Annotated in this window: 11 protein-coding genes; 8 read left to right on the top strand and 3 right to left on the bottom strand. The window is 27.0% G+C overall.

What is annotated here, in order from left to right; translation table 11 throughout:
• Positions 1–6 precede the first annotated feature (6 nt).
• From ACYUE0_RS07935 to ACYUE0_RS07960, 6 genes are all read left to right on the top strand, one after another.
• Positions 7–1,221 carry a hypothetical protein gene (locus tag ACYUE0_RS07935; protein ID WP_460270127.1) on the top strand — a complete coding sequence of 405 codons (1,215 nt, stop codon included), beginning with the start codon at positions 7–9 and terminating at the stop codon, positions 1,219–1,221.
• A gap of 141 nt (positions 1,222–1,362) precedes the next feature.
• Positions 1,363–2,514 (top strand): hypothetical protein, encoded by a 1,152-nt coding sequence (locus tag ACYUE0_RS07940; RefSeq protein WP_460270128.1) that lies wholly within the window; start codon positions 1,363–1,365, stop codon positions 2,512–2,514.
• A 132-nt stretch (positions 2,515–2,646) separates the two neighbouring features.
• Complete coding sequence (locus tag ACYUE0_RS07945; RefSeq protein WP_460270129.1) at positions 2,647–3,204, top strand: DUF4342 domain-containing protein; 558 nt, start codon at positions 2,647–2,649, stop codon at positions 3,202–3,204.
• Positions 3,205–3,511: 307 nt separating this feature from the next.
• Positions 3,512–4,051 carry a UBA domain-containing protein gene (locus ACYUE0_RS07950; RefSeq protein WP_010296747.1) on the top strand — a complete coding sequence of 180 codons (540 nt, stop codon included), beginning with the start codon at positions 3,512–3,514 and terminating at the stop codon, positions 4,049–4,051.
• Positions 4,044–4,724, top strand: a complete 681-nt coding sequence (locus ACYUE0_RS07955) for a response regulator transcription factor (protein WP_199870158.1) — start codon at positions 4,044–4,046, stop codon at positions 4,722–4,724. Before ACYUE0_RS07950 ends, ACYUE0_RS07955 begins: the two co-directional genes overlap by 8 nt.
• On the top strand, positions 4,717–5,964 hold the full coding sequence (locus ACYUE0_RS07960; RefSeq protein WP_460270130.1) for a sensor histidine kinase: 1,248 nt from the start codon (positions 4,717–4,719) through the stop codon (positions 5,962–5,964). Before ACYUE0_RS07955 ends, ACYUE0_RS07960 begins: the two co-directional genes overlap by 8 nt.
• Positions 5,965–6,045: 81 nt before the next feature.
• Here the strand turns inward: ACYUE0_RS07960 and ACYUE0_RS07965 are convergent, their stop codons facing one another.
• Positions 6,046–6,597 (bottom strand): helix-turn-helix domain-containing protein, encoded by a 552-nt coding sequence (locus ACYUE0_RS07965; protein ID WP_460270131.1) that lies wholly within the window; start codon positions 6,595–6,597, stop codon positions 6,046–6,048.
• Positions 6,598–6,759: 162 nt separating this feature from the next.
• Between ACYUE0_RS07965 and ACYUE0_RS07970 the strand changes: the two genes are divergently transcribed.
• Both ACYUE0_RS07970 and ACYUE0_RS07975 read left to right on the top strand, forming a co-directional pair.
• Positions 6,760–7,350, top strand: a complete 591-nt coding sequence (locus ACYUE0_RS07970; RefSeq protein ID WP_199870162.1) for an HDIG domain-containing metalloprotein — start codon at positions 6,760–6,762, stop codon at positions 7,348–7,350.
• Between the two features lie 342 nt (positions 7,351–7,692).
• On the top strand, positions 7,693–9,309 hold the full coding sequence (locus ACYUE0_RS07975; RefSeq protein ID WP_460270133.1) for a beta-N-acetylhexosaminidase: 1,617 nt from the start codon (positions 7,693–7,695) through the stop codon (positions 9,307–9,309).
• A 63-nt stretch (positions 9,310–9,372) separates the two neighbouring features.
• On the opposite strand, the gene ACYUE0_RS07980 is transcribed toward ACYUE0_RS07975, so the two are convergent.
• On the bottom strand, positions 9,373–9,936 hold the full coding sequence (locus tag ACYUE0_RS07980) for a DUF6143 family protein (RefSeq protein ID WP_199870164.1): 564 nt from the start codon (positions 9,934–9,936) through the stop codon (positions 9,373–9,375).
• A 301-nt stretch (positions 9,937–10,237) separates the two neighbouring features.
• A complete protein-coding gene (locus ACYUE0_RS07985) occupies positions 10,238–13,669 on the bottom strand; it encodes a putative mucin/carbohydrate-binding domain-containing protein (RefSeq protein ID WP_460270134.1) in 3,432 nt (1,143 codons plus the stop codon).
• Between the last annotated feature and the right edge of the window lie 328 nt (positions 13,670–13,997).

A 13,997-nucleotide genomic window follows, 5' to 3' on the forward strand; every position in this document is an offset into this window, starting at 1 on the left:
AAAAATATGAAAGAATTAGTAAAATATGAATTTAAAAAGATATGGACTCAACTCACCATAGTATCTGTAGTATTACTTGTTATAATATCTACAATTAATGTCTTTATAATTTTATTTAATTCTGAGGCTATTACTAGTGAAGGTAAAGAAGTTAATGGGTTAAAATCTTGTAGAGCAATAAGAAATGAATCAAAAGATATACAAGGAGTAATGAATCAAGAGTATTTAGATAATTTAGTTAAAAATTTCAATTCAAGTAAAGAAAAACAAAAGGCTGGGGAATTGCTTGGAGCATATTCTACAAAATATAATTATACAAATCAAATTATAAACTTTGCTAATTATGGTTCGAAGGCGTCTAATCTTAACAAGGGACTAGACTTTGACTTTATAAAATCGGAAAAAAAGTTTTATAATCAGTATAAAAAATCTGTAAGTGATACTATAAAAGAATACAATCAGCGTGATAATTGGTTTAAATACACAGATAACCATATGAATAATATAAATGAAAAAATAAATAAATTAAAAATTCCTTTCAAGGTGGATTATAATGGAGGATTAAGTTATTTTGTATGGCAATATGGAACACAATACTATCTTGTTCTTATAGTAATAGGGTTTGCTTTAAGTTCATTATTTTCAAAGAATAGCAATAATGGAATAGATGAGCTTACACTATCTTCTAAGTTTGGAAGAAAGAAAAATATGAATGCAAGAATCATAGCAGGAAATATATTTTCAGTAATAATTTACGCTATATTTATAGGAACACTTTTAATAGAAATTGGAGTTGGAGCTTCTTTACATGGATGGAGTACATCTATACAAACTATATGGTTCACTTGTTTATATAATATAAGTGTAGGTACAGGTATAGTAATTATGATTTTACAAGGATTATTAGGGGTATTAATAGTTGCAAATTTAATTATGCTAATATCATTGAAAGTTAAATATTCAAAATTAACAACGTTTATATCTGTATTTAGTATATGGGCACTTCTAAAATTAGCGAATACAACTAATCCATTACAATTACAACTTAATCCTATTTATTTCGCTAAACATATTAGTTTTTTTAAAGAGTTTGATATTTGTTATTTTATAGGAAATATAATGATACCATATTCATTAGCATTTATAGCTATAGCATTTATTTACATGTTAGTAATTAGAATTTTAACAGTGAGACAGTATAAGAGATATAAGTTAAATTAACTATTCATTAAAATAAGCTGTCAACTATTGATATGATGTTAATCTTAAATTTTCTCATTTGATAAATGAATAAGTTTAAAATTCAATTTAGAACCCTATAGTAACAGCATATTAAAAATAAAAATTAGGTGGTTAAATTAAATGAAAGAAATTATAAGAGTTGAAAGAAAAAGAATATTAAGCTTGAGAAACTTTCTTATACTCTCTGCAGCTATTTTAATATTTTCTATCTTTAGTAGTATAATGTCTCTAAATAATTACAATGTATACGATTCACAAGGAAATATTATAATGTCTAGTAAAGATAATTTAAAAGAATCAAAACTAGATAAACATAAAATATTATTAGATGAAAAGGCTATAAAAGATGTTGTAGAGAGCAAAGATAAAAGTAAGTATTTATACAATTCAAATTTATTTATACTTGTTGCTTCGAATTATGAAAAAAAAATAGAAGAACTTACAAGTGATGATATAAAAAATTTTTACAATCAGAGAATAGTAAATGTAAAAAAAAATATAGGTGGAGCAGGTTATATAGAAGATATAGATAAGTTAGCTTCCGAGGGTGAAAAACTTAATACACCTTTAAGACTAGGATATGCAGAGGGGTGGAAGAACTTAAATAATGATATGGTAGACTTCGTTACAGTTGTTATAGTTGTTATACCCTTTATTATTTTACCTGTATTTGCAAAGGACCCAAAGACGAGAATGAGACAACTATACATTGCAACTAAACATGGAAAGAAAACTTTAGCTAAAATTAAAATAATAACAGGATTTGAAGTAGGTGCTATGATTTATATTACAGCTGTATTAATTTTTTCACTTTCAAAACTATTAATACTTGGATTTAAAGGGGCTAGTTTACCTATTCAAAGTAGTGTAAGTTATTTGTTTTGTCCTTACAATTTAACATACTTACAGCAGTATTTATTGAATGTAACAATAGGATTTATGGCAATGTTAATTATGGTATCTACAACACTTCTATTTACAAGTATAGTAGATCAGATTTTATCAGGAGCATTATTTGTAACATTTTTTTGTGCAATAATGACTATGCTACCTAAAAATAATTTTGAGATTAATCATTATCTCAAGGTATTCTTACCGTACCATATGATTAATTTTAATAAGTATTATATTCACCCTGAGATTTACAATATAGCAGGTAAAGTTATACCTACTTATGTATTAGTCATTTTGATATCTTTGTTAGTTTTTATAATATCAACTATTTCTACAATGGCTATATCAAATATGAAGCTATCAAGTAAGTTAAAGTAGTAACAAAACTACTAAATTATAATTAATTTTAATTTTTAATCTAATTTTAATCTTTCTTATATTTTAGATTAATCTTCTAAACGTATTATATAACCATGATGAATGATTAATAAATACACGGAGGTAAGTCAAATGGAAAAAAACGAAATGATTGAAATTATAATTAAAAAGGCTAATGTAACTCGTGAAGAGGCGATAGAAGCATTAGAAAAATGTAACTGGGATGTTATAGATTCTATTATATATTTAGAGAAAAACGGAAAAATAAAAAGCAATACAATTGAAAATGCTACAATAATTGAAGTTAAGGAAGAAGAGCAAGAAGAGCACAGAGAAGATAAAAAGAAAAATAGAAAAAAACATGAAGAAAGATATGGTGGAATTGGAGAGGTTGTTGGTAGAGTGTTTAAGTTTATAAGTAAATTTATAAAAAAAGGAAATGAGAACTGTTTTGAGGTAAAAAAAGAAAATGAAAAACCAATAAGAATATCATTAACAATATCAATACTTTTACTAATATTCTTATCTGTACCAACTATAATATTATTACTAATCGGATTGTTCTGTGGATATAAATATTCATTGTCTGGTGCTCATAATAATTATAATGGTGTAAATAATGTTTTTGAAAAAGCATCAGAGTCAGCAGATAATATTAAAAATGACTTTAAAAAAGGTTATGCAAAATAATATATTATAGTAAAGAGATTTTGAATATTTTCAAAGTCTCTTTATTTTTAGGATTATATAAAATTAAATGGTATAATTTAATATCTAAGGATATAATTATATAGGGAAACAATCTCTAACTTAAATTTATACATCAAATTTTTGTTATCAGTAACTGTTCACTCTTAACTTTTAACTAAAATAATCTGTTAGTTATTGATAAAATATTAATTTGAGTTTTATCATTTGATAAATGAATAAGTTGAAAATTTAATTTGGAACCCTATAATAAACAATTGTATTTGTGCCATAGATATGGAGGTTATTTATGGATAAACTTAAATTAATAGATAAATTGAGGGAAAAAACAAATGTAAGCTATGAAGAAGCTAAAATAGCTTTAGAAAATAGTGGTTGGGATATTTTAGATGCATTATTATATTTGGAAGAGAAGGGAAGGGTAAAAAGACCTTCTGTAAATATATTTTATACTAATGAAACAAGGTATAGTGAAAAAAAGGAAGAGAATAAGAAAAACAAAGAAAATAGATATGAATCAAATAATAATTTCCAAGGAATTTTTGAAGCTATATGTAAGTGTATAGATACATGCAATAATATTTTTTTACAAATAAAAAAGAAAGATAGGATATTTTTAAAGATACCACTTACTGTAATTATTATTCTTTTATTTTTTGCTTTTTGGATGATTATACCTTTAACAATTATTTTATTATTTTTAGACATAGAGTTATATATATATTCAAAAACTATTAATGCAGATAAAGCTAATAGGATATTGAAGAATATTTCAGATAATGTAAAAATTATAAAAGAAAAATTTAAAAAGGCGGATAGAAATGGTTAAGATTTTAATAGTTGAAGATGAAGAGAAATTATCAAGGTTTATTGAGCTTGAGTTAAGACACGAAGGTTATGAGGTAATAAAAGCTAATAATGGCAGAACAGGTCTTGAAATTGCAGAAAAAGGTGAAGTGGATTTAATTCTCCTTGATATAATGCTTCCAGAAATAAATGGTCTTGAAGTATTAAGAAGGATTAGAAGAACTTCTGATATTCCCATTATAATGCTTACTGCAAGGGATGCAGTTATGGATAAGGTATCAGGACTTGATGCAGGAGCAGATGATTATATAACTAAACCATTTGCAATAGAAGAATTACTTGCGAGGATAAGAACAGCACTTAAAAAAAGAATAGTAACAGTGAAAAAGGATGAAGATATAATAAGGTGTGGTCTACTATCATTAGATAAAATGAGACATAAAGTAATGTATGGTGAAAATGAGATAGAACTAACCAATAGAGAGTTTAATTTATTACAAATATTATTGGAAAACAAGAATATAGTGTTAACTAGAAATATACTTATGGAAAAGTTATGTGGTTATGATTATCTTGGAGAAACTAATGTTATTGATGTTTATATAAGATTTTTGAGAACAAAAATAGATGATGCTTTTAACATTAAAATAATAACTACAGTTCGCGGTGTGGGATACGTAATTAAAGATGAGTAGAAAAAATAAGACAAAAAATGTTATATCTATTGCAATAAAATTAAACTCTGTTTTTGTAAGAAATTTATTTTTAAAGTTTCTTATTATTGATATATGTATAATCGCTGGATTTATTGGAGTTTGGTGCATTGAAAATGAAATTAATTTTTATGGCGAGATTGTAAGAAATGCTCAAAGGTCATTTGAATTTTATCCTATAGAAACAGCAACTTATAAAGTTATTTGGGATAATGGAAAAGTCATGATAAAAGAGGCTAGTACTTTTTTAAACCTTCTTATAAGAGTAATTAGTACTATTGGGATTGTAGAAGGAGTTATGTTATTAACACAAATGATATTTGGTACTGCAAAAAATAGAAGGATTTTAAAACCACTTAATGAAATAGCAGAAGCTGCTAGTAGACTTAGTGATATGGCTTTTGATGAGCAAAAATTTCATAGTCTTGAGGATGCTATATCTAAGATAAGTCCTACTATATCTGATGAAAGAATTCATATTGGCGATAGTGAACTTCAAGGTTTAGAAGAAGCAATCAATAATTTATTAGATAGAATGAGGGATTCTTATAGGCAACAAGCACGATTTGTTTCAGATGCATCTCATGAACTTAGAACTCCTATATCTGTAATTCAAGGGTATGCTAATATGTTAGATCGTTGGGGTAAAGATGATGAAGAAGTATTAGAAGAATCTATTGTAGCTATAAAAAGTGAATCGGAAAATATGAAAAACTTAATAGAGCAGCTATTATTTTTAGCAAGAGGTATTAACGGTAAAACACAGCTTAATATAATAGAATTTTCACTTAATGATATGATGAAAGAGGTTTTAGAAGAATCTAAGATGATAGATAAAGAACATGCATATGAATATATATATTCATATAATGTAAGTGTTTATGGTGATATATCATTACTTAAACAAACAGCTAGGATATTAATAGAAAATGCAGCAAAGTATACAGATAAAGGCGAAGATATAATATTAAAAACGGGAAAAAATAATAAAGATGAACCGTATTTTTCTATTCAAGATAATGGAATAGGGATGGATGAAAATGATGTGTTACACATATTTGAACGGTTTTTTAGAGCTGATACTGCAAGAGTTAGAAAAGGTGGTACAGGGCTAGGTCTTTCAATTGCTAAATGGATTATTGATAGTCACAAAGGGTACTTTAGCGTTTTAAGCAGGAAAGAGATAGGTACAAGAATAACTGTATTTCTACCTAAAAGGTAGTAGGCTGTATCAAATAAAGAATAAATATAAAAAAGTATGCTAGTTGTGTAATATTAGCATACTTTTTTATTAAAAAATATATTAAACAGGATAAAAATTTGTTATTGTAGCTTTTAAAGTTCCTTTTCCACTGTTAGTATATACATGCTCATGTGATGCTAAAAAACTTATTGAATCATTAGGAGTTAGTTTATAATTAGCACCATTTATTTCTAAAGTTAATTCACCTTCTAACACCATTATATATTCCTCTGATTTTTCAGAGTGACCTACAGATTTATAAGTACAATTTTCATCTAGTTCAATTTGAAAAAGTTCAAAATTACGATAAGGTGTATTAGTGTAGTAACAATATACTCTATAATGTCCTTCCTCGCTAAGTTGAATATCAGTATCATTCTTTTTTATAATTTGAGTATCATGTTCTTTTTGCTCAAGTAATGAAGTATAAGGAACTTTTAATCCATTAGCTATTTTCCATAAAGTATTTATAGTAGGATTAGTATCTCCTTTTTCTATTTGAGATAACATAACTTTGCTTACATTGCATAAGCCAGCAAGTTGACTTAAACTTAAATTTCGTTCAGTTCTAAGATTTTTTAAGTTTTCTGCAATAATAAAATTTATATTCATTAAAGAAACCTCCAATAATCATATTGACAATTATAATTAACATAAGTAAAATAAAATAAACGTTAAATATATTTAACATTCGTAAAGTATTATATATCAAAGAGTTAAAAGAATCAACAAAAATTAAATATTGTATTTTAAATTTAAGAGGAGGAATTTATTATGATAACAAGAGAAGAAGCGTGGGAACTACTTACTAAATACAATAAAGAGGTATTTCATATTCAACATGCTTTAACAGTTGAAGGAACTATGAAATATTTTGCAAAAGAATTAGGGTATGAAGAAGAAGCGGACTTTTGGTCAATGGTTGGTTTACTTCATGATTTAGATTTTGAAATGTATCCAGAAAAGCATTGTAGTAAAACACAAGAGATTATGAGAGATTATGGTCTTGATGAAAAACTAATAAGAGCTGTAGCAAGTCACGGTTACGGTCTTTGTGCAGAAGAACAACCAAAACCAGAGCATGAGATGGAAAAAGTATTGTTTGCAGTAGATGAACTTACAGGATTAATAGGTGCAGCAGCAAGAATGCGTCCATCAAAAAGTGTTATGGATATGGAACTTTCAAGTCTTAAGAAAAAATTTAAGGATAAAAAATTTGCAGCAGGATGTTCACGTGATGTAATTAAACAAGGTGCAGAAATGCTTGGATGGGAACTAAATAAACTGCTTGAAGAAACAATTATGGCTATGCGCTTTTGTGAAGCTGATATTAATAAAAAAATGGCAGAATATATGAATAATTAATATATAATAAATAGTTATTAAAAGGGGCTATTGCAAAACTAACTGAGGTTAGAGGAGTGATATGCCCCATTTGTTACGGTGCTACACATTGAACGTATTACATATCTTTGATTAAAAGTTAAAAGTGCCCAGTTAGTACTAGTAACTTTTTTACTAGAAATGATGGACGTGCTTTTCTAGGACCGGCTTTGTTTGATATATAACTAAATATTATTTTATTAGTAAATTATAGTATATACTACGATATTTAGGTGCAAAATAAGAGAGAAGGTTTCAAAATAATTAATGAATAATACATTATAAATTAAACATTGATTTTTAAAATGTAAGGACGGTGAGCTAATGAAGAATATATATACAAAGCACTTAAAAACTGTATATATACTAATAGTATTTTTAGTGTTAGTAGCAGTTTCTTCTATAATAATTTTAGATGAAAATAATAAAGTGGAGCCAACTTTTGCTATGCAAAGTAATATTGTAAATAATATTATTCCTAAGCCTTTAAACTATGAAAGTGGTGAAGGAGCATTTACTCTTACAAAAAATAGTTCCATATATGTAAAAGGAAATACTGAAGAAGAAACAGAAGAAATTGTTAAAATTGCAGAGTTTTTAAAAGAAAAATTAAAACCTTCAACAGGTTTTGAGTTGAAAATTGTTAAGGGCAATAATGTTCCATCAGGAAGTATATATTTAACCACTGTAGGTGCAAATAAAGATAAGGGAAATGAAGGTTATGAAGTAATAACTACCCATGAAAACGTTAAAATTATAGGATACAAGCCAGAAGGTATTTTTAGAGGAGTTCAAACTCTAAGACAATTATTACCATCAGATATTGAAAAAAATACTGTAACTGCTGATGTAAAGTGGACTATTCCAGTTTCAACTATAAAGGATAAACCAGAGTATGAATATAGAGGTGTAATGATTGATGTAGCTAGACATTTTTTTACTGTTGATGAAATTAAGCGTCAAATAGATCTTGCAGCTCAATATAAAATAAATAAGGTACATTTACATCTTAGTGATGACCAAGGATGGCGTTTAGAAATTAAAAAATGGCCAGATTTGACTAATATAGGTGGAAGTACTCAAGTAGGAGGAGGACCAGGAGGGTATTACACTCAAGAACAATTTAAAGATTTAGTTAAGTATGCAGCAGAAAGATATATAGAAATAGTTCCTGAATTTGATATGCCAGGTCATACTAATGCAGCACTAGCTTCTTATGGATTTTTAAATAAAGATGGTCAAAAGAAACCTTTATATACAGATACAAAAGTAGGATTTAGTTCATTAATGACTGATGATGAAAAAACATATGAGTTTATTGAGGATATAATAAGAGAAGTTTCTGAAATATCACCTTCTAAGTATATACATATAGGAGGAGATGAAGCGGATAGTACTAAAAAAGAAGATTATGATTATTTTGTAGGAAGAGTATCTAAGATAGTTGAAAAGTATGGAAAAACCGCAATAGGATGGGATCCAATTGATACATCATCAAAGATAAACTCAAGTGTGATATTACAAAATTGGAAAGATTCTAATGAAGCAGCTAGAGCAAAAAATATGAAAATGATTATTTCAATTGCAGAAAAAGCATATTTAGATATGAAGTATAACGAAAATACTCCATATGGATTAGATTGGGCAGGATATATTCCAGTTGAAACTGCATATAAATGGGATCCTACAGATTATGCTCCAAAAGAATTAGTTTTAGGTGTGGAAGCACCATTATGGACAGAAACAATCTTAAATACAGAAGCTATGGATTATATGATATATCCAAGATTATTAGGGTATTCTGAAATAGGGTGGACACCTAAAAATGCTAGAAATTGGGATGAGTATAAAAATCGATTGAAAAGTCAAGGGGAAAGAATGAAAAATCAAGGGATAAATTATTATAAAGATGAGAATATATGGACAGTAGAGAAAAAGTAAACTAAATAATTTTATAAAAAAGACAGGTTTTTATGGCCTGTCTTTTAATATTAAAAAACATTATTAAATTTTTTCTTCCCACCATCCAAAGGAAACCGTGCCTTTAGCAGGTTCATTTGGGTTTTCTAGATTTGATAAAAAAACAATAAATGAGCCGCCAGGTGGAAAAATAAACTTTCCATCTTCTTCAGCTACGATTGTAGTATCAGGCGGTGCTGTTCTAATATAGGCATTAACACCTTCAATAGGTTTGTCTATAACATCAGTTGCTTGAAGCAGATCTACTCTTGGACTAGGCAATGGACAAAGAGCTGTATTTGATGGGGTAACAAACTCTGATACATATGGTGAACCAGGTAGATTTGAATTAAACCATATTTGTACATTTATTGGATATTTACCTGAATTAGTAACTGTCCATACATAAACATGAAGATTAACCCCTGAACAACTAGGATTTATTAAACCTGCCCATGCATTAGTATTATTACCAAACTCTAGTTCATCTGAATGTCCTACAAAATACTTACCTTGAAGGGAAAGATATAAAGGATAAGGCATACTAGCAACTTGAGTTATTGGATTAGGCAGTAAAATAGAATTATTACAATTATTTATATATTTCATCACGTTTATAACTCCTATTAAAGTATTACAAGTAAATAGATTTTAAAATTATTTAAGTTTATAGTTGTATAGTGAGACATGTTCTGAATTACTTAGAATTTAACACTAAATTTTGTATAAAACTATTTTAAAGTTATTAAATAAACTTAAATTGGAACTTGTTTCTCTATATATACCTGTATATTTAGTATATGGGATAAATTTTATAAGGGTTACCACGAGAAACTTTAATTAAAATAATTTTAAGCTAGACAAAAGCTTAGTAAGTTGTATTTACTAAGCTTTTACCTAAGATTTTTTATTAATTAATTTTTTTCAATCCACCAGCTACAACCTGGTAAGTAACAGAGTTGCTTTTTGGAAGAGAAAACTGGTTTTCTTTATTAATTATTTCTAGTCTATTAGATGATTCTAAATGTGTAAGAGTGATTAAAGATCCTTCTTCAAGAGTCACTGTTTCACTATTTTTAGAATAGTTATTAATTCCAATAAAGTTCTTAGAATATACAGTTTCTTTTTTGCTATTTTCAATCAAAATTGAAGTATAAATGTCTGAAAAATAGCTATGAACAATACCATCTGATATGTTTATTGTTGCTTGTTTTTCAGTTAAATTCATATTCATTTCAGCAAAAGCTCTATCAGCATATCCTTTAAAAACTGTATTAAACTCATTACCATAATATATTGGATTAGATGGGACTGGAATTTCATCTTCTGAAGATTTAACTAATCCAGTATCAGTTATTTTATAAGTTATAGTTGTATCTTTATCTAATTCTAGCTTATTAATTGTATTAGTAATTATTAAGCGGTTATTTGGTTCTTTATGAGTTATTGTTAAATAATAGCCTGCTTTTAGAGAAATATCTTTTACAAGAGCATCATTTCCTTTATTACCAATAAAGTCTTTTGTATAAACATCATTTCCTTCAGAATCTTTAATTGCAACTGAAGTATAACTATCTGTAAAGTAAACATGGGGTTCACCTTTTTTTATATCAATATTAGCTTGATTAGATGCTAAATCTAAATTTAATTCTGCAAAAATCCAATCGCCTAAGCCTTTAAAAGTAATATTAAATTTTTCACCTAGGTAAGGATTTTTACTAGGGTTTGGTATATCACTTTCATTAATTGATTCTAATTTATTTTTCATAATTTTATATGAATTAACAGCATTTTTATCAAGTGATATATTTTTGGTATCATTATTTACAAAAAGTCTATTTGAATGTTCTCTATGCTTTATAGTGATATAATATCCTTCTTGTAAAGGTATATCTTCAACTAAGTTATTATTTGTTTCGCTTCCTATAAAATCTCTAGAGAAAATGCTTGAACCATTTTTGTCTTGAATTAATATAGATGCATAACTATCTTTAAAGTAATAGTGTGGCATTATATTTTCCACTGTAAGTTTACCATTTAAATTTTCTAAATCTAAATTAAGTTTGGCAAACAATCTATCACTATAACCTTTAAAATCAAATGAGAATGCAGAGCCTTCATTTTCGTTTTCGTTAGTTGTTGGATTCTCTTTTAAAAGCTCTTTATATTTAGTTAACATTTGTGTTTTTAGAGGTTCTGTTAAAGAGTTAATAGCTAGTTTTAACTCTATTTTTGATTCTGCACAATTACTTTGGCTCAGTAGTTTATTTTCATAAATTTTAGAAGCAAAAGTATCTATTGATGTAGCAAGTTCTTGATTTAGATTTTGACTTAAATTTTCATTCTTAAGTCCTTGGGAAGTAACTACTAAAGTATTAGTTTTATTATTAGTAAGTGTAGTTTTATTATTTTTGATTTTTAACCTTGAAGGTTCAGCATGATATAATCTTATTTTATAACCTTCTTTTAAAATTTGACTACTATGCTCTAAAGTTGTGTTTGTACCGTTCATTACTTTTGAGTAAGTAATATTTCCATTAGTATCTAAAATTTCGATTTTACCATATTGTTCATTAGGAAAATAGCTATGAGGGTCCTTAGAAGTTACCTCAATGTTTAAGTGTTGATTTTCTAAATCAACATGAGCACTAGCAAATTTATCATCGCCTAATCCTAAAAATTCAATTTCCTGATTAAGTAATACGCTTTTCGTACGTAATTTATAATTTAAAGTTACGTTATTATTAGATTCCTTAACTTTTAAATAATGAGTATCAAGTGTATAACATTTATTATTGGTATTTGTTGAATAAATTGTATAAATACCAATTGGAAGTTGACCTAATGAAATACTAGGTGATGTAATAGAAACTTTCTTTACTTCTTTTTCCCCATTCATTAAATAAATAGTTTGATTTTTTATTTGATTAAAGTCATCGATTTTAATGTTTAAAGTTACGTTTCCAGTTAAGCCAGTTCTAGCTAAATCATCTGTAGTCACTAATGATAAAGGAGTTTCTAAGTTTAATGCTTTTTGAATTTCAGAAACTTTGCTAGTAGGAACAACTTCATTTAAAATTGCAACAGGCTTATAATTTTGATAACGATTTAATTCTTTTTGCCAATCACTCATTTTACCCTTAAATGACTCAATAACTGGAGTAAAATCAAGTTTACTTATTTCTCCATAAGCTTTGCTAAGTAAATCAAATTGATTATAATCACTAATGTTAAATCCATTAGAGTTAGCTAATTTACGGTATTCTTGATTAAAATGAGTAAAACTATCATCTCCCGCTTTATTTTTTAAAAGTATAAAACCATAAAGTTGTTCTCTTAGGCCCCAAGTGTTAAAGGCTGATTGGCTTTTGTGTAACAAATTATCTATATTGCTATCAACAATGTTTTTTCTTCCATAATCATATAACCAACCATTACTATATATTCCTGAACCTAAATTTTTTTGCTGAAAACTATGGGCATAAATATTGTTCCATACTTCTCCTCTTGTAAAGTTATCTTGGTATCCATGACCAATCTCATGTAATGCACCCCAACCTTTTGATAACCAAAAACTAGCTACAGAATCTGATGTTTCAGCTGTATGATTACCACCATAATAACCACCACCAGGTCCACTTATGTCAGCTTTTATAAAGTATTTGTTAGGAACATTTTTATTAGTTTTAATATTAGTATCAAAACTAATTCCAGATAATTTATTATAATATGTGAAAATATCACGATAATAAAGAATTAATTCATCTATAGAAGAAAAGTCTCTCATTCTCTTCATAAATGCTTTATCCTTTTGAGGTACTAGTAGTTGAAAATAATCGTCTACTACTAAAGCAAAGGGAGCTGAAGTTCTATCCCATTGAGAAAAAAAGTCCTGTTGATTTTGACCTTTTTTATAGATAGGTAACGTTTGCATATTGTTAGTTATTGTATATTCTATTTTAGGTTTTTCAGTTCCGCTATATACAGTATCTACAAAAGGTACAGAACTGTAAGGAACTGATACGGTAATTTGTGTTTGATTAAAATTACGGGATGTTTCATGCTTATTGTTATCATTTAACAACCGTAAAGTTAAATTTCCTCTAAAATTAGGGTTTACTTGTTTAATAGTTAATTGGACATTTGCAGGTAAAATAATTCCTAAGTCTTGACGGTCATGGCCTAGTCCTTTAGAAAAACCAGTTTGTCTAAGCCAAGTAGGATCTTCTAATATATAAAGCTCCTTTTGTTTTACTTCATTAGCATAAACATTTATTGAATTTCCTAAAGTAAAGCCAATGAATAATAATTGAATAATTAAAAATTTCACAAAATTCTTCATTTAATATCATCTCCTTATAATAAAATAATCTCCCTAATATTCTTGGATGAGTATAACATAAAAATACATAATTTAAATATAAAGGGAATGAATAGGTTTAATTTTAGAATAAATAGATTTAAAAAATATCTAGAAATATAGGTAAATAAGTTAAGATTTAAATTTAAATAAAATTACATTTGTTTCGGGGGAGTAACAAATAATTCAGAAATAAATTTAAATTAAAACTTAGAATCCTACATTACAATAATATTTTCGAATAATATTTTAAAACATTTAGTTTACATAATAAAAATTAAGTTATTAGAAATATTGTAAACTAAAAAAC

The sequence above is a fragment of the Clostridium sp. CTA-19 genome, from assembly GCF_054767855.1.